General features: G+C 40.8%; 22 protein-coding genes and 1 riboswitch. Of the genes, 15 read left to right on the top strand and 7 right to left on the bottom strand.

Translation table 11 applies throughout. From position 1 onward, the window contains the following. Positions 1-2 precede the first annotated feature (2 nt). Complete coding sequence (locus PLANO_RS14025) at positions 3-515, top strand: MogA/MoaB family molybdenum cofactor biosynthesis protein (RefSeq protein WP_038705054.1); 513 nt, start codon at positions 3-5, stop codon at positions 513-515. A 75-nt stretch (positions 516-590) separates the two neighbouring features. On the opposite strand, the gene moaC is transcribed toward PLANO_RS14025, so the two are convergent. Then, complete coding sequence (gene moaC / locus PLANO_RS14020) at positions 591-1,076, bottom strand: cyclic pyranopterin monophosphate synthase MoaC (protein WP_038705053.1); 486 nt, start codon at positions 1,074-1,076, stop codon at positions 591-593. Positions 1,077-1,238: 162 nt separating this feature from the next. On the opposite strand from moaC, the gene PLANO_RS14015 reads away from it, so the two are divergent. Then, a complete protein-coding gene (locus tag PLANO_RS14015) occupies positions 1,239-1,865 on the top strand; it encodes a Yip1 family protein (protein ID WP_038705052.1) in 627 nt (208 codons plus the stop codon). A gap of 377 nt (positions 1,866-2,242) precedes the next feature. Then, the gene (locus PLANO_RS14010) at positions 2,243-3,349 is read left to right on the top strand and encodes a mechanosensitive ion channel family protein (RefSeq protein ID WP_052124330.1); all 1,107 of its coding nucleotides are present in this window, start codon (positions 2,243-2,245) and stop codon (positions 3,347-3,349) included. A 124-nt stretch (positions 3,350-3,473) separates the two neighbouring features. Here the strand turns inward: PLANO_RS14010 and PLANO_RS14005 are convergent, their stop codons facing one another. Continuing rightward, positions 3,474-4,265, bottom strand: coding sequence for a YsnF/AvaK domain-containing protein (locus tag PLANO_RS14005; RefSeq protein ID WP_038705051.1), 792 nt, complete (start codon positions 4,263-4,265; stop codon positions 3,474-3,476). Between the two features lie 133 nt (positions 4,266-4,398). Then, positions 4,399-4,944: a YflT domain-containing protein gene (locus tag PLANO_RS14000; RefSeq protein ID WP_038705050.1), complete on the bottom strand. Its 546-nt coding sequence runs from the start codon at positions 4,942-4,944 to the stop codon at positions 4,399-4,401. Between the two features lie 220 nt (positions 4,945-5,164). On the opposite strand from PLANO_RS14000, the gene rpmG reads away from it, so the two are divergent. Both rpmG and rpsN read left to right on the top strand, forming a co-directional pair. Then, a complete protein-coding gene (gene rpmG, locus PLANO_RS13995) occupies positions 5,165-5,314 on the top strand; it encodes a 50S ribosomal protein L33 (protein ID WP_008498267.1) in 150 nt (49 codons plus the stop codon). A gap of 50 nt (positions 5,315-5,364) precedes the next feature. Beyond that, positions 5,365-5,634 (top strand): 30S ribosomal protein S14, encoded by a 270-nt coding sequence (rpsN, locus tag PLANO_RS13990; RefSeq protein WP_038705049.1) that lies wholly within the window; start codon positions 5,365-5,367, stop codon positions 5,632-5,634. 45 nt (positions 5,635-5,679) lie between these two features. Here rpsN and dapA read toward each other — a convergent pair whose 3' ends face one another. Then, the gene (gene dapA / locus PLANO_RS13985) at positions 5,680-6,570 is read right to left on the bottom strand and encodes a 4-hydroxy-tetrahydrodipicolinate synthase (protein WP_038705048.1); all 891 of its coding nucleotides are present in this window, start codon (positions 6,568-6,570) and stop codon (positions 5,680-5,682) included. Positions 6,571-6,696: 126 nt separating this feature from the next. Then, a riboswitch (Lysine riboswitch) is annotated at positions 6,697-6,875 on the bottom strand. A gap of 104 nt (positions 6,876-6,979) precedes the next feature. Between dapA and PLANO_RS13975 the strand changes: the two genes are divergently transcribed. The 6 genes from PLANO_RS13975 to PLANO_RS13950 all read left to right on the top strand — a co-directional run bounded on the left by PLANO_RS13975 (position 6,980) and on the right by PLANO_RS13950 (position 14,764). After that, positions 6,980-7,591: a class I SAM-dependent methyltransferase gene (locus PLANO_RS13975; protein ID WP_038705046.1), complete on the top strand. Its 612-nt coding sequence runs from the start codon at positions 6,980-6,982 to the stop codon at positions 7,589-7,591. 57 nt (positions 7,592-7,648) lie between these two features. Then, complete coding sequence (gene ypfJ, locus PLANO_RS13970; RefSeq protein ID WP_038705045.1) at positions 7,649-8,494, top strand: KPN_02809 family neutral zinc metallopeptidase; 846 nt, start codon at positions 7,649-7,651, stop codon at positions 8,492-8,494. A gap of 131 nt (positions 8,495-8,625) precedes the next feature. Beyond that, a complete protein-coding gene (locus tag PLANO_RS13965; protein WP_038705044.1) occupies positions 8,626-9,792 on the top strand; it encodes a TraB/GumN family protein in 1,167 nt (388 codons plus the stop codon). 114 nt (positions 9,793-9,906) lie between these two features. Beyond that, positions 9,907-10,152, top strand: a complete 246-nt coding sequence (locus PLANO_RS13960; RefSeq protein WP_038705043.1) for a hypothetical protein — start codon at positions 9,907-9,909, stop codon at positions 10,150-10,152. Positions 10,153-10,251: 99 nt separating this feature from the next. Beyond that, complete coding sequence (locus PLANO_RS13955; protein WP_052124329.1) at positions 10,252-13,299, top strand: efflux RND transporter permease subunit; 3,048 nt, start codon at positions 10,252-10,254, stop codon at positions 13,297-13,299. Between the two features lie 253 nt (positions 13,300-13,552). After that, positions 13,553-14,764: a NupC/NupG family nucleoside CNT transporter gene (locus tag PLANO_RS13950; RefSeq protein WP_038705041.1), complete on the top strand. Its 1,212-nt coding sequence runs from the start codon at positions 13,553-13,555 to the stop codon at positions 14,762-14,764. A gap of 274 nt (positions 14,765-15,038) precedes the next feature. Here PLANO_RS13950 and PLANO_RS13945 read toward each other — a convergent pair whose 3' ends face one another. Next, positions 15,039-16,100, bottom strand: coding sequence for a nuclease-related domain-containing protein (locus PLANO_RS13945; RefSeq protein WP_231554733.1), 1,062 nt, complete (start codon positions 16,098-16,100; stop codon positions 15,039-15,041). A gap of 176 nt (positions 16,101-16,276) precedes the next feature. Between PLANO_RS13945 and PLANO_RS13940 the strand changes: the two genes are divergently transcribed. Together PLANO_RS13940 and PLANO_RS13935 are read left to right on the top strand one after the other, a co-directional pair. Next, a complete protein-coding gene (locus PLANO_RS13940; protein ID WP_038705040.1) occupies positions 16,277-17,575 on the top strand; it encodes an NCS2 family permease in 1,299 nt (432 codons plus the stop codon). A 92-nt stretch (positions 17,576-17,667) separates the two neighbouring features. Then, positions 17,668-17,853: a hypothetical protein gene (locus PLANO_RS13935; RefSeq protein WP_038705039.1), complete on the top strand. Its 186-nt coding sequence runs from the start codon at positions 17,668-17,670 to the stop codon at positions 17,851-17,853. Between the two features lie 50 nt (positions 17,854-17,903). Here PLANO_RS13935 and PLANO_RS13930 read toward each other — a convergent pair whose 3' ends face one another. Continuing rightward, positions 17,904-18,791 (bottom strand): MerR family transcriptional regulator, encoded by an 888-nt coding sequence (locus PLANO_RS13930; RefSeq protein WP_038705038.1) that lies wholly within the window; start codon positions 18,789-18,791, stop codon positions 17,904-17,906. Positions 18,792-18,979: 188 nt separating this feature from the next. Then, the gene (locus PLANO_RS13925) at positions 18,980-20,179 is read right to left on the bottom strand and encodes an MFS transporter (protein ID WP_038705037.1); all 1,200 of its coding nucleotides are present in this window, start codon (positions 20,177-20,179) and stop codon (positions 18,980-18,982) included. Between the two features lie 320 nt (positions 20,180-20,499). Here PLANO_RS13925 and PLANO_RS13920 point away from each other — a divergent pair, with 320 nt between their 5' ends. Together PLANO_RS13920 and PLANO_RS13915 are read left to right on the top strand one after the other, a co-directional pair. Beyond that, on the top strand, positions 20,500-22,002 hold the full coding sequence (locus PLANO_RS13920) for a succinyl-CoA:acetate CoA-transferase ScpC (RefSeq protein ID WP_038705036.1): 1,503 nt from the start codon (positions 20,500-20,502) through the stop codon (positions 22,000-22,002). Positions 22,003-22,097: 95 nt separating this feature from the next. Then, the gene (locus tag PLANO_RS13915) at positions 22,098-22,742 is read left to right on the top strand and encodes a LytTR family DNA-binding domain-containing protein (protein ID WP_038705035.1); all 645 of its coding nucleotides are present in this window, start codon (positions 22,098-22,100) and stop codon (positions 22,740-22,742) included. Positions 22,743-22,892: the final 150 nt, after the last annotated feature.

The following is a 22,892-nucleotide window of genomic DNA, read 5'->3' as shown; positions in this document are numbered from 1 at the left end:
GTATGTCGGAAACGTTTCAGACAGATCACCAAGTACGTGTTGCCGTTTTAACTGTCAGTGACACTAGAACGAAAGAAACTGATACGGGTGGTCAGCTTGTACAAAAGATGGCTAAAGATCATGCGCTCGAAATTAATGATTACGCGATAGTCCCAGACGATATTGCAAGCATTCGACTAAAAATTTCTGACTGGTTGGGGCAGGATGACATTGATACAATTATTACCACTGGTGGAACCGGAATAGCTAAACGCGATGTCACGTTAGAGGCTATTCAGCCACTTTTTGAGAAAGAGATATCAGGATTTGGAGAACTCTTTCGTTACGTTAGTTTCACCGAAGATGTTGGTAGCAAAGCTCTTCTTAGCCGAGCAGCAGCAGGTGTAGCTAGTGATAAAGCTATTTTCGTATTGCCAGGTTCTCGTGGCGCTGTGAAGCTGGCGATGGAACGATTGATTTTACCGGAGATCAAGCATGTTTACACGGAATTGACGAAGCATCAATCTCTTTCATGATTGCTTAACGAAAACCCTGTAACATTGTCTATAATCTGACAGTACTACAGGGTTTTTCAATTATATGCTATGTGTTTAGTCACGTGCGTAATCAGATTTTCCACCAGTTTTCTCAAGCAACATCGTTGGCCCAATGACCATTTCTTTTCCTGAGGCTTTGCACATATCGTAAATGGTGAGAGCTGTAGCGGAAGCTGCGGTGAGTGCTTCCATTTCAACCCCTGTAGGTCCTTTTGTTTTTACTTCAACTGTTAATAACACTTCGAAATGATTTTTTTCTTCATCAACATTCCATTCGAATTGGATATCCACGCCACTAAGTGCTAATGGATGACACATCGGGATGATTTGTGACGTATTTTTAGCTGCCATAATGCCAGCTACTTGAGCGACGGCAAACACATCGCCTTTTTTATTGGATCCCTCTTTAATTTGTTCATAGATGGCTTTGTTTACTAAAACAGAAGTTGTCGCACGAGCTGTTCGTACACTGTCTTTTTTATCTGAGACGTCGACCATTTTGGCACGTCCTTGAGCATTAAAGTGAGTTAGTTCTGACACAAGAATCATCCTTTCGGTAATCAATAATTTTAGTATAGCACGGTCAGCAAAAGACGCGTGAAGCTATCTTTTGTAAACCTATCGGTGGATATAATTTCATATATTTACATTATTATTCCAATGTGATTGAATGGAACTAGTATATAAAAGGGTGGGGTTTTAATGGAAGAGGCAAAGTATCAAGATAATTTAAATCCGTTTACAGCGATTTGGACGCGTCCGCGTGAGACAGTTCGGTATGTGATTGAAGAAAAAGGGTCGAATTTTAGTTTTTTATTACTTGTGTTATCCGGATTTATAGCCGTTCTTATTGGCAATCAAGGAACTGAGCAAGGTTTCCCGTTATGGGGTGTGCTATTAATGGCGCTGGTTGTGGGTCCATTAGCAGGTTTAGTGGGTACTTCGGTTGCGGCGGGCATCTATTTGCTGGTCGGTCGATTGTTCAAAGGTCAAGCGACATATAAGGAAATGTTTCGAGCGGTACTAACCAGTCAAATCATTCAAATCTGGTTAATCCCTATTGTGATTAGTTGGATGTTCTTGTCTCCTGTAACGTATTTTTTACAAGAGGGAGAGCTGCCATTTGAAAACGCCGGTCCTTTATCGATTGTTTTAACTTTTGTCCTGTCCTTGTTTTCTATCTGGACATTCGTTGTTCAATGTAAAGCAGTAGGAGAAGCACACAGATTTTCTGCTTGGAAAGGTTTCTTCGTTATTATTATCCCTGCAATATTATTTATTGGAATCATTGTGGCAATTATCGCTGCAATTATGATTGCTATTTTATAGTATGTACAAAAAAGGCAGCCTAGAGGTTGTCTTTTTTTAATGTTGATAAAGCCTGTAATTTTATAAAATCCCAAAAGAGGTCTCTTTATATTTATTCAAAGATCAGGTATCTATCTGTGTAGCGGATCGCGGTGATAAGTTTTAAAAGTAGAAGAGGATTAGGAGGAACTTCCGTGTTCAGATAATTTCATCTAAAACAAGGTTTACTTGTATAATGAAGAAAAGAATTGTGAATCTTTAGTAACGTTATCAGATTGAATGGACGAGATGTGCTTAAGTGTAAATATGCTGTTTGCGGTAACATGTGAATTATAAAAAACTGGTGAAGCTGACTGGTGACGGTCAAAGTGCACGAAGCTGAAAAGGAGGGATAGATAATGCTGCTGACAATACAACCGGAAGAGTTGACCAAACGATGGTACGAAGTCTTTGAGCAAATCGAATGGACCGAAGTGCTGTTGTTTTTGTTTTATATAGCGTGCATCTTTTTGGCAAGGGCCGTGGTACTTGGGATTTCCAAACGCTTGAGCAAAAATCGGTTGTTTCGGCATGTCGATTCGATTTTGCGGAGCTTATTAAACTGGGCGACGACCTACGGGATCTTGCTGTTTATGATTTTTTATTTTTCCGATTCGGGCTGGATGTTCGACCGATTATTTGAACTGGGCAACGTCGAAATCACGGTGTTTCTGTTGATTTTGGTAGTCCTTATTGTATCGCTCGCTAACCGAGCTTCGAAAATCATCACCCGTTATATTTTGCCAAATGTTTATCAGCGTTATGATCTAGACCGCGGTGTAAGCTACACATTCGATCGGATGTTTCATTACACCGTAATGGCCATTGCTATTATCGTTAGTTTGACGACGGTCGGCTTAAACTTAGGCGCATTGACAGTGTTTGCTGGGGTGCTTGGGGTTGGGATTGGTTTTGGCTTACAAAATATTGCCTCGAATTTTATCTCGGGCATTATCTTGCTGTTCGAAAGGCCAATCAAGGTCGGTGACCGAGTAATTATTGATGAGTTGATCGGCGATGTCGAAAAAATTTCGATGCGTTCGACTGTGATTAAGACGATTCATAATGAACATGTCATTGTTCCGAATTCCTATTTTCTTGAGGAGCAGGTAGTTAATCGATCATACGGAGATCCGCGCATGCGGCTAGTTATACCGGTTGGTGTTGCCTACGGAACAGATGCTGACAAGGTTAAAAGAGTGCTGATTCAAGCAGTTGGAGAAGAACAACAGATCAATGGTGTTATTCTGCTAGACCCGGAACCGTTTGTGAATTTTGCGACATTCGGCGAGTCTTCGCTCGATTTTGAATTGATGGTATGGATTGATAACTCCAATCAAGTCATCGTGACAAAAAGTGCTTTAAATTTCCGTATTAATCGGCTGTTTGCGGAACACGACATCGAAATTCCATTTCCGCAGCGCGACTTGCATATTAAAAGCATGCCGGAGATAAAAGAGAGTTAATAAATTACAGCATAGTTGCATAGTAGTGGCTAAAGGCAACGATGCTAAAGCAAAAAAGGAAGAGACCAGAGTCTCTTCCTTTGATTTTTATATAAGAGAGAAATTGTGCTAGTCTTAGTTACGTTTATTTATCTACGCGATTAACAACACCGTTTTCTTCAATGTCTGCGACTTCACGACGTACGGTTTCGTTGACGACTTGAACATCTTTAACTTTGCGTTTGCCGATGACGATCTCCTCGCGAACCACTTGTTTTTTGCCGATCTCGAGACGTTCTTCAGTAAGTGGAATATGAATGGCATCGCCTTTTTCATATACTTGTGCCGGAGTTAGTGTTGACTCGTCATAATCAGTTGTTGCTGCTGGAACAGTTTTTCTTTCAACCACAACTTCTTCTCGTTCTACAGGAACTTGGAATTTTTGGTTTTCTTCAACCATCTGTTTATGAACTTGAACTTCACCAGTTTGGACTTTTTGCTTCTCAACGCTCAAATGTTCTTCGTGTAAAGTAAGAGATTTTTCATCTGTATTAATTAAAGCTTCCGTTTTCGAGTTGATCTCTGCGTGTAGTGCCGATACGGGGCGGTTGCTTGTGTAAAGAAGCAGTTTGCCAAGTTCTACTTGTTGGAAATAATAATCTGTTTGTTCTTCGTCCAATCCCATGCGGTTAAACGCATCTTTCGTAATATCGTCACCAGCTAAAAATGAAATAAGTTTACCTTTAAAATTATCTCGGTCTTGTGTATCGATATGAACTGCGGTATGAGCAATCAGCAAGTCTATTTGTTCGTCATGCTTAGATACTAAAAATAATTCTTCTTCTTCATATCCTTTGGCTTTTAATTGACCAACTTGAATCAATACTTGCGCTTGTGCATCAAAAAGCCCAATGAGTTTATCTTCTTTTTTTTCCATGCTAATTCCTCCTATATTGTTCGCACCGATTCCATTTACTAAAATTCATTTACCCTATGATACATATAAGATAAACCTTACAAGCATAGTAAAAAGCGTATCCGAGTGATGATTCGGATACGCTTTTGGCTACTTAAAATAAATGTTGTTGGTCTTTTTTGTTATCTACCATCTTCGTTATATCTGATTCGTCCCGATGACTATTTGGGTTCACTGGTTCTGTATCTTGAATATTGCGCTCAACACCATCAATTGACTCTGGTTGAGAGCGCAAATGTACTTCTTCAGCAGTCGTCATTCGAGCAGTTGTAGGTGTATTAGTTTCGGGCTGATAAGTTGTGCTATAGTCGCTGTTCACATAAAGCACCAGCTTGCCATTTTCAACTTGTCGGTAATAATCGTCCGCTTCGCTGCTGCCTAATCCCATTTGTGTAAATGCATGGCGGGTAGAATCCTCACCAGATATAAACGCTTTGAATTTACTCATAATATTCTCATCTTCTTGCGCGTCTAAATGAACATTGGTTTGTCCTTGAACCATAGTTAGTTGCTCGTCGTGCTTGGCAATTACGTACATATCTTCCTCTTTAAAGCCTTGTGCTTTTAATTCGTTAATTTTGTGCAAAACCTCTGCTTGCACATCGTATGCTTGGATTAATGTTGTTCCTTCGTTAGTCATCTCGAATTCCTCCTAAATTATGATAAATCATTTGTAAAGTAAGTTAATGATTATGTACCCTGATGTTTTTTATAACAAACCCTTTTTGTTGAAAGTAGATTTTAACCGGATCTTAAAGTTTAAAATAAAAGCTTGCTTTCTTGTTTCTTTTTTTATACACTATAAAACGTAATTATTACTATTTATAAAAACTAAGTTTTAAAGTATAGGAGGAAATATAATGAGAGTTAATATAACACTGGCATGCACAGAAACAGGAGATCGAAATTACAGTACAACTAAAAATAAGCGGACAAATCCTGAACGTATTGAATTGAAAAAATACAGTCCACGTCTTAAGAAAGTTACTGTTCATCGTGAAACAAAATAATTTTTTTAATATTTAAATCGTAATAATTACGAATAATGAGAAGTGATGAAATGGCTAAAAAATCGAAAGTGGCAAGGCACGATAAACAGCAATTACTTGTAGAAAAATTTGCAGATCGGCGACAAGAACTCAAAGAAAATAGAGATTTTCAGGCGCTAGCAGCATTGCCGAAAGATTCTTCGCCAACACGTTTGAAAAATCGTTGTGGCGTGACCGGAAGACCAAGAGGATACATGCGTAAATTTGGAATGTCCCGCATCATTTTCCGAGAACTAGCACATAAAGGACAAATTCCAGGTGTAAAAAAAGCGAGTTGGTAAATCAATAAAAAACGCTGAAGTTTACAAACTTCAGCGTTTTTTATATTAGTTTGTTACTGCTTCAGAATGTAAATCAGGTAAAGATGCACGTAACGTTAAAGTTTCTTCTTCAGATAATGGAATCATCGGCAAGCGAACGCCACCTACTTGAACGCCCGTGATGTTGAGAGCCGCTTTAACTGGAGTTGGGTTTGGGGCAGCAAACAATGCTTTCATCGTTGGCAATAAACGTCTATGAATAGCTGCTGCTGTTTTGACGTCACCTGTTAGAAAGCTCGTCATCATGTCTTGCATATCGTTACCGATAATATGTGCAGAAACCGAAACAATTCCAGTGCCACCGATTGATAGCATCGGCAATGTTAAACTGTCATCACCGCTATAAACTGAAAATGAATCTGCTGTATTTTCGATAATTTCTGCCGCTGCGTCCAAATCGCCACTCGCTTCTTTAACCGAAACAATATTGCTAATTTGAGATAGGCGAATGATTGTCTCTGGAGACAAATTGACTACACTACGACCAGGTATGTTATAAAGCATGACTGGTAAATTTGTAGACTCGGCAATCGCTTGGAAATGTTGGAACATGCCTTCTTGTGAAGGTTTATTATAATAAGGCGTAACGAGCATGACACCATCAACGCCGACTTCTTCTGCTTGTTGCGTCAATGAAATAGAAGCGCGTGTATTATTGGATCCCGTTCCTGCAATAACTGGAATTCGTCCAGCGACTGTATTTACAGTAAATTGGAATAACTCTACTTTTTCCTCGATTGATAAGGTAGGTGATTCGCCTGTTGTACCTGCGACGACAAGTCCATCAGATCCGTTCGCGATTAAATGCTCGATTAATTTTTTGGTTGCTGGGAAATCGATTTCTCCTTGAAGGTCGAACGGTGTTACCATTGCTGTGATGATTTGGCCGAAATTCATAAACAACACACCCTTTTCTAATTTTTTCGTAGCTTAGAGGTGAGGGGCCAGTCAGGAATAAACAAAAAAGCAGCAACAGGGGGTCCCGTTGCTGCAGTAGAAACAATGTTTACCATTCGTTCCTGTGCATCAGATAGCCCTCCATATAGTTTCCTATATGACAGTCCTGTATTTGTTAAATACAGACCCAGCGCACGGAAATATGAGTTTTCCGTCACTTCGGCAAATCCCCCTTTCGGCAAACGTCAATGGACCTCATCGTCCTCGTTTTGCGTACTGATGGTTTTTGCGCCTCTATCCTACTCCATAAAAATGGAGCAAGAAATATTGAATTAGCTGTACTATAACAAAAATATCTGTTAATTGCAAGATAAAATACGTAAAATTTATAAGAGAGGAGTGAGCTAAAGTGAATGACCAAATATACGATCACCGACTAAATATAGTAACTGCCGAACACCAAAAAGGATTTACTGATTCTTTACACCATAACCGTTACGAGCCAACTCCCTATGATTTACTCGATATCCTGTTCGAGGATTATCGTTTAACTGCGCAAGATCAATTAGTGGATGTTGGATCTGGTAAGGGACGCTTAAACTTTTACGTTCATCATTTTTTCGGTGCAAAAAGTGTGGGAATTGAGATGAATCCTGCATTCCACGCTCAAGCTCTCGAAAATAAAAAATCTTATCTCACTCAGCATAAAGGCGCGGGGCCGAGCATTGACTTCTATAATTGTTTAGCGCAGGACTATCAAATTGCAGATCAAGACAATAAGTTTTATTTTTTTAATCCTTTTTCAGCCCAAGTGTTTATCTCTTTTCTCAATCAAATATTGCGCTCTGCTGAACAAGCTCCACGATCGGTTGATGTGGTTTTATTTTTTGCTTCACAAGAGTATAACGATTACTTGGAAACGAGTACGGCGTTTCAATTAATAGAAGAAATTACTTTACCCGATTTTCATAAAGATCCGCGTGAGCGATTTTTAGTTTATCGTCTACCTAAAATGGATTAAAACCAAAGTGATTAAGGGTATGCTAACTATAAAACCATTGTGAAACGAGGGACCCCTATGGAATGGAAAGGTAGAAAGACCAGCAGAAATGTTGAAGATCGAAGAGGTAAAGGTGGAGCGATTGTAGCCGGAGGTGGTATCGGAGGTATTTTAATCGTACTGCTAGTCGCATTTTTAGGAGGCGACCCAGGTGTTATTATGGATCAATTAGGTGGCTCGTCAGGAACGACGTCCAGTCAGCCTTACGAAGCAACAGCTGAAGAAGAAGAGTTGGCTGAATTTGTATCGGTCGTTCTTGCAGACACGGAAGACGTATGGACAGAAGTTTTTGCAGAAGAAGGCATGGAGTATGTAGAGCCGACACTTGTGTTGTATACAGGAAGTGTTGAATCGGCTTGCGGAACAGCGGGAGCATCGGTTGGTCCGTTTTATTGTCCGGGCGATTACAAACTTTATATCGATTTAAGTTTTTATAATGAACTCCAGACGCAATTCCAAGCACCAGGAGATTTTGCGATGGCTTATGTCGTAGCACATGAAGTCGGTCATCATGTTCAAAACTTACTCGGTGTCATGGAAGAGGTGCAGCCACTACGCAATCAATTAAGTGAAGAAGAATACAATAAAGTGCAGGTTCGCTTAGAACTTCAAGCAGATTATTTATCAGGTGTTTGGGCACATCATGCGCAAGGCATGGGTTATTTAGAAGAAGGTGACTTGCAAGAAGCTTTAACGGCAGCGAGTGCTGTAGGAGACGATACCATTCAACAACGTTCGCGTGGTTACGTCGTACCGGAAAGCTTTACACATGGCAGCTCAGAACAACGTCAGCGCTGGTTTAAAAAAGGATTCAAATCAGGTAATTTAAAAGATGGCGATACGTTTAACGCAACTGATTTGTGACCTTTCCTGTTTTTCTCTACTAAAGGAGAGGGTCGAGCATTGATATTTTTGCTATTCTAATTCATTATAAAGAATAGACAGTCTTTTCATCTGAGATGAGAAGAAATATAGTTCTATGAAGGAAGTACAATATGGTCGAGGATAATATTACACGCTTAGAATACGGCGAAAAAGAATTGATCTTAATTGGTACGGCGCATGTTTCAAAAGCCAGTGCTGAACAGGTTAAAGAAGTTATTGAGGCGGAACAACCGGATTCCGTTTGTATCGAATTAGATGCACAACGCTATGAATCGGTAACGCAAGATAGCAAATGGAAAGAAACCGACATTTTCAAAGTAATAAAAGAGAAAAAATCAAGTTTACTATTGATGAACTTAGCCATTTCTTCATTTCAAAACCGACTTGCAGATCAGTTTGGCATTAAACCAGGACAAGAAATGATTCAAGGAATTGCCTCTGCTAAAGAAGTTGGAGCAGAACTTGTACTAGCTGATCGCAATATTCAGGTGACGTTTTCGCGCATTTGGGGAAATATCGGTTTTATGGGAAAAGCACAATTGCTGACTTCTGTATTCTTTAGTATTTTCAGTAAGGAAACCATTTCAGAAGAAGATCTGGAAAAGATGAAGTCGCAAGACACGTTAAACGCTGTGATGGATGACTTTACACAAGCTTTCCCTAAGCTAAAAACACCGCTTATCGATGAGCGAGATCAATACTTGGCACAGAAGATTAAAGATGCGCCTGGTAAAAAAATCGTCGCTGTACTTGGTGCAGCGCATATTCCAGGAATCATAAAAGAAGTTCACAACAATCACGACCTAGAAGAACTATCACAAGTTCCACCAAAATCAAAATGGCCGAAAATTATCGGTTGGGCGATTCCGTTGGCGCTTGTTGCGATGATTGCTATTACGTTCATGAACAACCCGGCAGCTGGTATCGATCAGACAATTAGTTGGATTCTTTGGACAGCCTGTCTCGGCGCAATTGGAGCAGCCATTGCATTTGGTCATCCATTGGCGATTTTGACCGCATTTGTTGGAGGACCGATTGGTGCCTTGCATCCTCTTTTGGCTGCTGGCTGGTTTTCTGGGCTGGCCCAGGCTTATGTTCGTCGCCCGAACGTTGGGGATTTCCAAACCCTGTCGAAAGACGTCTTTACTCTCAAAGGATTTTGGGACAATAAAGTCACACGTGTCTTGTTGGTAGTCGTGTTGACTAATCTAGGTACTGCTGCAGGTAACGTTATTGGTGGCTTGGATGTCATTCGTTTGTTTTTCCAAAACCTATAAAAATGTAAGTGAGAAGGCAGCCGAAAAGGCTGTCTTTTTTTATAATAGTGTATGTTTATTTTGCAAATCGGGTATACATTCATTAAGTAAGGTGATGAACGGAGGCGCGTTAACGTGAGCTTTTTCCTGGTTGGGATTTTGCTATGGTCACTGGTGATTGTGTCAATTATATTGGCGATTGTCGGTCTATGGAAACGATCATGGAAAGCACTGGCTTGGAGCGGGATTGCACTTCTACCTCCAATGGCGCTGATTTTTTGGGGTGGAGAAGGCATTTGGTTCCGAATGTCTATTTTGTTGCCGCTGTTATTATTTATCGCTGCGTATTGGCTAAAGCAGCAGCAAATGCCAAACTTATAAACCAGATGGATATTCCATCTGGTTTTTGAGCTTTATTGCTAGTGTTTTTAATTTTGTAGTTATACAATTATTATACAAAAAAGTGGAGGGGGCGGAATAATGAAATACATATTAGATCGTAGCAAGTTATTCATATTTTTAATTTTAATTTTGTCGATTGTTGGCGCATATGTCTTTATTACATTGCCGCAACGTGAAATTCCAGAAACACCGTCAAGCCTCGTACTAATATCAACAATTTTGCCAGGTGCGGGACCTGAGGAAGTCGAAACTTCTATTACGAACCCACTTGAACGTGAAATTCAAAAAGTAGATGGCATTGCCTCGTTGCAATCGATTTCTTCTAATTCTGCTTCTATTATTACATTAGAAATAGAGGATGGAGAAAATCCAGATGAGTTCGTTAATAGCCTTCAACAACAAGCAAGTAGCGCAGCTTCGGAATTCCCTGATAACGCACAAGAACCAAGCGTTGAAAAATTGAGCTTCACTTCGCCTTTGGTATCGTATATGTTTTACGGAGATACAGAAGAGTTAGCTGATATGGAAAAAACTTTGTCAGCTTTGTCTAAAAAGGTAGAAGTTGTTTCTGGCGTTGCTGGGACGACTATTAAAGGCTTAAACGCACAAGAAGTGTTAATTGAGCTCGATAGCGAAAAGCTAGCGGCAAATCAGCTTCAGCCATTTGAAGTACTCCAATCGCTTCAACAAGCAAATCAACCACTGTCTCTTGGCACACATGACAATGGCAACGAGCAAGTGAGCTTAACTGTGCAACAAGGACAAGGCATTGAGAAACTAAAAGAACTACAAGTTGGTGCTGCTGCAGTTCCACTTGCAGATGTTGCAACGATTGAAATAATCGATCAACAAACGAAAGATATTGTGACATTTGAAGGCGAAAACGCCATTTCATACACGGTCTTTTTGCAGACAGCACAAGATGTTCCTGCAGTTGATAAAAAAGTAACTAGCGTCATCGAAGAATTTACAGCCGAATTGCCTGCGGGTGTTCAAGCTGAAAAATACGTATCTCAAGCAGAAAGTGTCAATAAAATCTTTGACAGTCTTTATGTTTCATTGGCAATTGCTGTACTCGCTGTTTTAATCGTTACGACAGCCGGATTGACATTGTTTGGATCGTTTGCGGTTGCGTTAACGGTACTGGCTTCTGTCTTGATCGGGATGATTCCAATTCCGTGGTTAGGCGTCGATTTAAACCAGATTTCAGTGATCGGTCTCATTATCGCAATCGGGATTTTAGTCGATGACAGCATTGTCGTAAACGATAATATTCAGCGACGGTATAAATTAGGGGATTCTGCGCTTACTGGCGCGATTACCGGCGTTCGTGAAGTGTATCCGTCAATTATTGCCTCTAGTTTGGCGATCGTCGTTACATTTACACCATTACTGCTCTTGTCAGGTGGCAATGGCGCATTTATCAAAGCCTTGCCAAGTATTTTAATTACAACAATCATTGCATCAACGATTTTGTCGATTACACTTGTACCGATGATGCAATATTTAAAAACAAAACGAAAAGCAAACAAAGTATCAGAAACTCCTGGATTTTTAGGAAAACCACTCGAAAAAATTGCATTGTTTTATTCCAATAAAGTTTTACGTGGTGTCTTAAAACGCCCACTCATTGTTGGAGCAAGCGGATTGTTAATAGCGACAGGATTATTGTCACTTGCACTCTTTACACCGTTTGAATTTTTCCCAGCAGCCGACCGTGAAGAAGTGACCATGAATGTCCGCCTTGCAGAAGGCACAACGATTGAAGATACGGACAAATTTCTTGCTAACTTAACAGAAGAAGTCGGGGCTGAAGATGATAATATTGCTGAAATCTCTATTTTCTCAGGAGAAGGCTTACCGAACTTGTTTGCTTCATCCATGAACAATACGGGCGGCAATACGGGTCAAGTGGTATTACGAATTAACCGTGATGAAACAACGGCTGCTGACTTTATCGATAAATGGCAGCCTGAGTTACGTGAGCGTTTCCCGGAAGCCGAAATTTTCTTGGATACGATTGTTCAAGGTCCACCTGTAGGAGCTCCAGTTACAGTTGACATTAAAGGCGAAGATATTGAAGAATTAGCATCGCTTCGCGATCAATTAAAAGAACAAATGCTGGCTAGTGGCGCAACAATTGTTACGGATAATTTAGGCGATCCGGTTCCCGCGATTGAGTATGTGCCGAACCAAGATGCGTTGCAAGACAATAATATTGCACTTAGCTCAGTCACAAATCAGCTGCAGCTTTTAACACAAGGTGTGCCACTATACACCATCTATGAAGGTCAAATGCCGTATCAGGTTTTCTTGAAGCAATCTGGAATTGACGAAGGACAGCCAATTGATTTGTCTCAATTTGAAGTTCCAGCACTTAGTGAACAAGGACCACCGATGCTTGTGCCGATGGATGAGTTGTTGACAGCAGAAGACACCACAAAATTATCGCAAGTGCCGCATAAAGAAGCAGATCGCTCAATTACGCTTCGTGCATTTGGCGATGTCGATGATTTTGAAAACAAAATGTTAGCAGTTGTCGATACAGAACGTGATTTATTGCCAGCAGGTTATTCACTATCGACAGGTGGAGAAAACTCAGACCAAGAAGCTTTCTTTGCTGAAATCGGAATCTTGTTCCTAGTTGTTATTTTGCTAGTGTATTTAGTTATCGCGTTCCAATTTAAATCATTTAGCTTGCCGTTCCTGGTCTTGATCGCTGTGTATTTAGGGATTTCCGGTGCGATTCTTGGCTTGTTCTTAACACAAACACCGTTAAGCTTCCTTGGTGTGATGGGAATTGTTTCACTAACAGGAATTGTCGTGCGTAACGCAGTCGTATTAATCGACTTTGTAGAAGTTCGTCGGTTATCAGGAGAGCTTGATATTAAAGAAGCCATTATCGCGTCTGGTTATGCGCGTATCAAACCCATCCTTTTGACTACCATTACATCGATTATTGCGCTGGTGCCAATCGCTTTGTCAGGTGATCCTCTATTTGAACCATTAGCAATTACGATTATTGCCGGATTGGCATTCTCAAGTTTGTTCACATTAGTGATGATTCCAGCGCTTTACTTGGTATTTTACCGAGTGAACCACCGCAGAAATAAAGTCACAGCATAACAAAAAGTGCAGCCTCCGGGTTGCACTTTTTTATATTTATTTTCAGGGCAATAAAACCTGTAATGGAAGAGGATAGGAGACAAAGAGAGTAGTCTTGAAGGTACAAAGTCGTGTTTATGAATGCGTTCTCATTTCGTCACACGATAACCATTTACTTCTTCTTTTAGATTTGGTAAGATGTCTGACGACAGTAGAGTTAATCAATGTATTTGCTTAATTTTCTGATAAAAATATATATAGATGAGGTGAAGTTGTGAATTTATTGTGGGGCATCTTTGGTATATTCGTTGTTCTTGGAATTGCCTTCCTGTTATCAAGCGGCAAGAAGTCTATTAAGCCACGGACAATTCTCGGCGGATTAGCTATTCAAATTACGTTTGCATTTATGGTTTTGGAATGGGAATTCGGCAAAAAAGTACTATTATTCATTTCAAACAAAGTTCAAAACGTTATTGATTATGCAGGGGAAGGTATTGCTTTCTTATTCGGTCCAGCGGCTGATGTAGGTGGCTTTGGCTTTGTCTTTGCTTTCCAAGTACTAACAGTTATTATTTTCTTTTCTTCTTTAATTTCCGTGCTTTATTACTTAGGTGTTATGCAATTTATTATCAAGATTCTTGGAGGAGCTTTATCAAAACTTCTAGGAACAAGTAAAGCAGAGTCGATTTCAGCTGCAGCGAATATTTTCGTTGGGCAAACAGAAGCACCGCTTGTGATCCGTCCATTTATCGCGGGGATGACAAAGTCGGAATTATTCGCAGTTATGACAGGTGGACTTGCTTCTGTAGCGGGTTCTACTTTGGCTGGGTACGCTCTTCTAGGTGTTCCACTTGAATACTTATTAGCAGCCAGCTTCATGGCTGCGCCAGCAGGTTTGATCATGGCTAAAATGATGATTCCAGAAACAGAGGAAGTCGTAGAAAAAGACTTCGCTATGGAAAAAGATCAAGCATCAGTAAACGTTGTCGATGCAGCAGCACGTGGTGCATCTGACGGTCTTCAATTAGCATTAAACGTTGGTGCGATGCTACTTGCATTTATCGCATTAATCGCTTTGTTGAACGGTATGTTAGGTGGCCTCGGTGGATGGCTTGGTTTTGAAGGATTAACGATCCAAAGTATTTTGGGTGTGATCTTCGCACCACTTGCATGGGCAATTGGTGTACCATGGGCTGAAGCTGTACAAGCTGGTAGCTTTATCGGACAAAAACTAGTACTTAACGAATTTGTAGCGTACACAGCGTTTACTCCAGAAATTGCAAACCTGTCTCCTAAAACAGTAATTGTAGTCAGCTTTGCACTTTGTGGCTTTGCAAACTTAAGCTCATTAGCAATTTTACTTGGTGGACTTGGCGCGATTGCACCAAGCCGTCGTCCTGACATTGCGCGCCTCGGTATTCGTGCCGTCGCAGCAGGTATGCTCGCGTCATTATTGAGTGCGGCTATTGCAGGAATGTTCGTTTAAGAAATAAAATATAGAGGGCCTGCAGCTATTGCAGGTCCTTTTTTTGGTTTTGGTGCTTTTCGCGCGCGAAAAGCGGGGCATTTGAGGTTTGTTTTTTGTGTTTCGAACGGAAGTCGAGTTTGTAGGCGCTTGACTGAATTTGCGGGCGTTCAAATTGATTTGCGGGCGTTCAAGCGGATTTATAGGCGCACACAAAAAAATGCAGGCGTTCAACCCAATTTGCAGGCGCTCGCCTACTTTTTCGTAATTTCGCTCCTCGAACAACACGAGTTACTTAATAATGATAAGTCCGATTTTTTAAAGCGCCTGAACTTTTTAAATCTAACTTTGCTAGTAACCGTTTTGCAACAGAAGGAGATTCCAACTTGCAAAATTCACAAAGTTTGCGATTTGTTATAGTCAATTCTACAAATGTGAAATATTCCTGAATTGCTAAAAGATGCGCCAGCACATCTTTGACGCCACAGTGACTACATACCCAACTTCGTTTGTCTCGCTTCATCGTAAGCGCTTTGCAGTTTCGGCAATAAACTCCAGTTTGCAAATCTTTTGGGTCTATAAAATAGTATGTGCACAAAGGGGGTTGTCTGTAAGGGGTTTGATTGAGCAAAATCAATTTCTGGACTTTCGACAAGTTGCAATTTTCGGCTTCAAGGGGGAAAGCCTGTAGAATTTTTAGCAAGTATTCAATCATTTGATAGGTTTTACATACAGAAACGCCATGCGGCTTGGAAGTAAACTCGCAATCTTTCGAAGTAAAGACAATCAGTCCAGTTACCGGCAAACTGATTTTTTTCAGTTTGAAGAATTGTGTTAGAAATCGAATGTGCTTATTCAATTGAATTTTTGGATTGTCCATAACGGTGCGTTCGCCTGATAGATTAACGCGAGAAAACTCACCCATTTTTTCATCGAAATGAAGTTGACCACTAATGTTTTTGGACTCGATAATTATTGCGCAATGCTTCGTCAGCAACAGCCCATCTATTTGCACAGACCAAGTTCCAATTGTTAAATTAACATCCCATAACACACGGAAGTCTTCTTCCATATAAAACTCGTTGAATTTTCTTTGTATGCGTTCTTCACCACGTTTTCCAGCAGTCGCCCAGGAGAGCTGTTGTTCAAGAAACTGGCGTTTTGGGTGTTGAGGATTCAGTCTTGCGAGCAAGAGTGATAAGGCTTCTACTTGTGATAGTAGACTAATTTTTATTGCTATACGAATTCCTCCTTTATGTGAATTAGTAGAATTATAGCATTCTTGAAGATCCTGCAAAAGCTTATTTTGAAGACCCCAATTACCCGGCTTTTCGCTAGCGAAAAGCGACAAAACCAAACTGCATACTCTTAAGCGCGACCACCGGTAAATTCGCGCGAACCATCAAAAAATCCCCTCACAAAACAAGCTACCTTGACAGCGCCTTCATTTTAGATTACACTCCTACCTTGGCTTACCTATTTCGATAGGCAGAGCGGGTAGGGAGAGGGCTAATTTAATAGAAGGTTATGACTATGTTTAATTGGATGGATCGGTTTTTCGGTCTTCAGGAAAATGACACGACAGTTAGGCGTGAAATGACAGCAGGCTTGATCGGCTTTTTTACGGTGGTTTACATTATTGCCGTCAATGCGCTGATTTTGTCGGAAGCCGGTATGCCGCTTGAAGCAGCTATTGTTGCGACGATTGTGGCATCCGTCTTCGGTTGTTTGCTCATGGGCTTTTGGGGCAATGCGCCGATTTTGTTAGTGCCAGGTATGGGCATTAATGCGTTATTTTCGTACACGATGGTTCAGTCGATGGGCTTGTCGTGGCAGGAGGCGCTAGCGGTCGTATTTGTTTCCGGCGTGATTTTTGTGACGGTTGCTTTTACGCGTTTCGCGAAAATGTTGAGTGCTGCAGTGCCGCATTCGCTGAAAGAAGCGATTACGGTCGGACTGGGCTTGTTCTTAATGCTGATTGGTCTAGAAAAAGGCGGCATTGTTGAGCGTGGCACGAGTTCGATTTTGGCACTCGGTTCGCTTGCTGATGCGCATGTTTTGGCAACGGTTCTGACGATCATTATTGCGGTGGTGTTATTTATCCGTAATGTGCCAGGAAACTTCCTGATTACGATTGTCGTGGGGACCATCATTGCGGCGCTTTTCGGCCTAATCGACTTTGGCAGTATGAATGAATCTTCGATTAACGCGACAGAAGCGTTTGCGGTATTTGGTGCGCTATCATTCGGCAACATTTTGTCCACTACATTCTGGGTCGCCGTATTTTCCCTGACAATGGTGCTGGTGTTTGAAAACATTGGGCTGGTTCATGGACAAGTCGCGTTTATCGAACGCCCTGAGAAATTCAGTCGTGCTTTCCAGGCGACGTCTGTATCTGCAATGACGTCTGGAATTTTCGGTACAAGTCCAACTGTAGCGACAGTTGAAAGCGCTGCGGGTATGACAGCCGGTGGTCGGACTGGTTTAACGTCGATTACGGCAGGACTGTTATTTCTCGTTGCTTCGTTTTTCATTCCTGTCATCAAACTGATACCAGATAGTGCCATTGCACCAATCTTAATCATCATCGGATTTTTGATGCTTCAAAATATCAAAAATCTTGATATGAAGGATATGACGGAGAGCTTTCCGGCTTTGCTGATTGTGGCGTTAATTCCGTTTACGTACAGCATTGCTGATGGCATCGCGATTGGGTTTATTATGTATCCCATTTTAAAAATTGCCGTCGGCAGAGCACGCGAAGTGTCTCCAACTTTGTACGTCATCGCAGGTTTATTCCTAGCGAATTTCATTTTTCATTATTTAGGCTAATTAATACACAGTAACGCACTTGCTGAGCAAGTGCGTTTTTTTCTGCAGCAGTGTACAATAAAGACAAGAAGATTTAAAAGGAGCGGATACAGATGAAATACACCAAATCCAAAATGGAACAATTGGTCAGCGATCATCCGGATTTGAAAAAAAGGTTGAAAGTCTTGATGAAAGAAATGGAGCTTGAAAAAGGCTTTGCGTTAAAAGCGCTTTATCACTCAGAAGTCACAGATAATGGACCTTACCAAAAAGATTACCAAGATCTTGATTGGGAATAAAATCAAAAAAACGCCCTCAATCTTTAAGATTGAGGGCGTTTTTTATAGACTTAAAATCTTTGATCCGATAACCATTGTTGCCAAACTTTTATATCAGTTCCAAGATACCAACGATTGTCTTCGTTTTGTTTTACTTCGACACCTTGACCACCCAAAATAAATTGCATTTCTGGCTTAGCTCTTGATAAAGCGTCCATATATTTATCCGCTGATGTCATCAATTTAGGTGTGGCAATCGACATACACAAGATTTGAAAGTTGTGTTTCACAATCATTTCTTCTAATCCTTCAAGAGGTGTATCAGGCCCAATATAAACGACAGAAAAGCCATTTTCTCGCAAGAACAAAGTAAATAACAGCAAACCTAACTGATGTTGCTCACCACTTGGGCTCAGGGCCATAACTTTTGGCAAACTTGGTGAAGTCGGGAAAATGCGGAAAAACTGATTAAAGCGTTGCTGAACAATATGAGTGATCATATGCTCGTGAGCAACACTGATAACGCCATCTTCCCAAGCTTCTCCAATTCGAATCATAAGTGGTGCAATTATTGAAAAAAAGACAGTTTGGTGATGGAATAAAGAAAAGTGCAAATCGAGCAAGTAGTTAAAGCGTTCCGTGTCCATTTCGGCAGCCGCTTGAAAAAGTTGATTGATTTGTTCGCTATATTCTGAGTTAAGATTCTGAGATAGCTCTTCTTTAGGTACAATAAATTGATGACGCGAAGCGTGTAGTTTTTTTACAGCTTCACTGATTTTCATGCCGTTGTCCTGTACTTGTATTTTAAGCCATTTCAAATCTTCCAGATTTTGATCCGAATACAAGCGATGGCCAGATTCTGTTCGGGCAGGAGTAATCGCACTGTAACGCGTTTCCCAAGAACGAATTGTCACTTTCGGCATATCTAAGATTTTGGCAGCTGCTTTAATGTTATACATAGCATTACCTTCATTCTATAGATTTATAGTTAATGTTGTACAAATATTATACAACTTATAAATAGACGCGTAAAGCTGGACACAGCTAGTGCAAGGCATTCGTCGTATAACAGACAATAAGTTCCAAAACACGAAAATGGATTAGAGATCATCTATTAAAAAACGGATTCTCCAAAGAGAACCCGTGACTAACCAATAGTAGATGTTTTTACAGCTCGTGAACGTTGCCAAACAACAGTAATCGAGAGTGTTATTAGCAGCATAGTAAGACCTAAAATGAACGGGAAGATGATGTTGACATCATATAAAAGACCTGCAAGTAAAGGACCTGCCACATTGCCAATACTCATATAAGCGTTGTTCATGCCCATTGCAAAACCAACTTCACCTTCAGCCATTTTTGAAATTAAGGTATTCAAGACAGGACGTAAAATAGAAGTAGCTAAGAAGATTACCAAAGAAACGGCAAAGAACATCACGTAGCTTCCGGCAAAAAGAGAAAGTAAGAAACCAAATGCCGCGACTCCAAGAAACGTAACGAGTATCGCAACTTCACCGTATCGACGAACAATCCGGTCAACCACAAACAATTGCACAATCACACTAACTATTCCGGTTGCGGTAATCATAATAGCGATATCTTTCGCAGTAGAATTGAATTGATTGTCCAAATACAGTCCGACGACGGATTCATAAGCCAGTAAACCAAAGCTCATGACGAGCGTAATAATTAATGGAATGAAATATGGCATCTTTGTAGAGCGTCCGATTTTAGTGAACATCGATTCTTCATCGGTCAATTTAGCCGCAAGTGCTGGGTTGGCATCAGTCGCATCATATTCCTTTAACCATAAGATTGAGAAAATAACAGCGGCTAAAGAGACGAGTGCTGAGACGAGAAAGGGCAGTTTTAAAGAGTAATCCGCCAAAAATCCACCAATACCAGGTCCGACAACAATACCGAGAGACATCGATGCAGAAACGAGGCTCGTACCTTTAGCGCGCTGGTCAAAAGTTGTAATGTCTGCGATATAAGCGAAAATGGCTGGAATAAGCATGGCTGCACCTATGCCACCAATGACACGAGAGAAATACAAGACCCAAATAGAATCGGAAGCATAGAATACAAACATAGAGAGGGTTAAACCAATCAACCCATAAATAATCATTTTCCGGCGACCGTATTGATCTGCCCATTTTCCGGCAATCGGTGAAAAAAGAAATTGAGAAGCTGCGAAAATAGCGATCATTAAGCCGGCTGCCATACCGCCTTGGTTAATGGATACCAGATAGGAAGGCATAATGGGGATAACAATTCCAAAACTTGCGACAGCAATAAACATATTGATCATTAAAATAAAAATTTTCTTTTTTTGGTCTGGCGACATGGCAGTTAGCCTCTTTTCTTCTATATAAATTAAATGAATTTATTTTCTACAACTTTTCTATATTATTTCAGCTGCAAAACGATTGTCAATAAAATTGGCTTGATATTTTTTCCAATCTTAATTAGAATTTATCGCTTCTGTTTTTATTGCAAGAAATAAGAATTGTTTTGAGGGTCTAAGGCTCTAGATTGTTGCGAGAATGTGAAGGGAGGCAGACAAAAACGTGGATGTTGGAGTCTAGCGATTCTTCAGAATAACACCGATAAGATATAATTAATGTATAGGCTAACAAAAACTAAAGCCCCTGAAAGGTGATAAGGATGGAAAACAAACTTCATCGTATTAAAGCCACGGAATTACAAGACCGAGTTGTATCTGCTGACGAGGCAGCGTCTTGGATAGAAGACGGAATGACACTCGGATTAAGCGGGTTCACACGTGCAGGAGATGCTAAAGCAATCCCTTATGCATTGGTTCGCCGTGCCGAAACAGAGCAATTTAAAGTAAATGTTTTTACCGGAGCTTCTTTAGGCTCGGATGTTGATAAATTAATGGCGGAAGCAGGAATTGTTCATAAGCGATTGCCGTTTCAAGCTGAACCTGCCATGCGAAGAAAAATAAATAACGGAGACATCATGTTTGTCGATCACCATTTGTCGCAGACTGCTGAATGGATTCGTGCTGGTGTTATAGAGCCAATCGACTTTGCGGTTATAGAAGCGTTGGAAATTACAGAAGATGGCATGATTATCCCCACAACGTCAGTTGGGAACTCGTCGGTTTTCGTCAAGCACGCAAAAAACGTAATTATTGAAATCAATCTTTCGCAGCCTGAGCTATTTAAAGGGGTGCATGATATTTATGAACCTGGCAAACAAGGGCAACGCTCGCCAATTCCATTAGCAGGTGTTAGTGACCGTATTGGAACAATCGGAATACCGGTAGACTTTAAAAAGGTAAGAGGTATTGTTTTTACTGATCAGGCCGATTCGCCATCAACGATTTTGGAGTCAGACGAGGAAACGGAAATAATGGCTAGACATTTACTGGATTTCTTACGAGCAGAAGTAGCGTCAGGCCGATTGACCAATCAACTTGCGCCTTTGCAATCTGGGATTGGTTCAGTAGCAAACTCAGTTCTCCACGGTTTGGTTGATTCAGAGTTTCACGATATGGAAGTCTATTCGGAAGTGCTCCAAGATGCCGTTTTTGATTTGATTGACGCAGGAAAAGTAAAATTTGCTTCGGCATCTTCGATTACCTTGTCTAAAGAAAAAATGGCACAAGTATTTGGTGATTTTGAAAAATACCGAAACAAAATTCTTTTACGTCCGCAAGAAATTACGAATCACCCCGGCTTGATTCGTCGACTTGGGTTGATTTCAATTAATACGGCATTAGAATTCGATATTTATGGCAATGTAAATTCTACACACGTATCTGGCACAAAAATGATGAACGGTATTGGCGGGTCAGGAGATTTTGCGCGTAACGCCCGGTTGTCAATCTTTGTAACAAAGTCGATTGCTAAAGGGGGCATTATTTCTAGTGTGGTGCCGTTTGTTACGCACGTTGATCATACCGAACACGACGTAGACATCGTGGTCACCGAGCAAGGCTATGCAGATTTACGAGGACTGGCTCCACGTGAGCGAGTGCCTGTCATTATTGAAAATTGCGTTCATCCGATGTACCGAGAACAAATGCGTTCTTATTACGCTGAAGCATTATTACGCGGTGGTCAAACACCGCATGTTTTAGAAAAAGCATTTTCATGGCATGCCAATTTAGCAACTAATGGCAGCATGCTGCTATCTGAGTAACTAGTGAAACCAGCCTTTTACAGGCTGGTTTTTTTAATAGAAGAAAATATTTTTCATGTATAATCAAACTAAGGAGTCAAAACAGGAGGGGTACGATGGAAAGTTTTACACTAGGATCGCTGTTAGACGTCATGGGAGAATTGTTTTCTGATGAAATTTCAATAGCTGTAACAAATACGAAAGAGTACATCTATTATCGCCCAAGTAAACGAGTAGATTTAAAAATAAAACCTGGAGATCCGGTAAAGCCAGGAACGATTGCTCATAAAGCATTGCAGGCCAATCAAAAGACCTCTGAATTTATCAATCGAGAACTTTTTGGCGTTCCTTATCACGGGATGGCGGTGCCATTTGAACATGAAGGTGAGCTTCAAGGATGTGTCATGGCCATCTACCCGGCATTTACTGAAGGGAAGTCGGTGGTAACGGTGAAAAGTCCAGATGGTTGGAAGCCGATTCCGTTTACAGAAGTAAAATACTTAGAAGTAAAAGATCGCAAAACCCATGTGTATGCAGAAGGGTATTCTGGAACAAATAAAAATTCACTTCAGGAATTTGAATTCCTTTTACCACGAGAATCATTTATCCGCTGTCATCGATCGTTTATCGTCAATGTGCATCACATAAAAGAAATTTACCCAGATACACATTCGACATTCATGTTAGCAATGAACAACGGCGTAAAAATCCCCGTCAGCCAGTCGTATTCAAGCTACTTCAGAAAACTTCTAGGGTTCTAACGAAAAGCGAAAGCGCCCGTGTAGATACGACGGGCATAAGACGCTCTGGCGAAGCGGCATGTTTTCAGCCGTACAGCTGGAGTGGCTTATGACCCAAGAATCTGGGCGCTGTAGCTAGACAAAACGAAAAGCGAAAGCGCCCGTGTAGAT

The sequence above is a fragment of the Planococcus sp. PAMC 21323 genome (assembly GCF_000785555.1).
Lineage (GTDB): Bacteria > Bacillota > Bacilli > Bacillales_A > Planococcaceae > Planococcus.
This window is presented reverse-complemented; position numbering and strand designations above follow the sequence as displayed.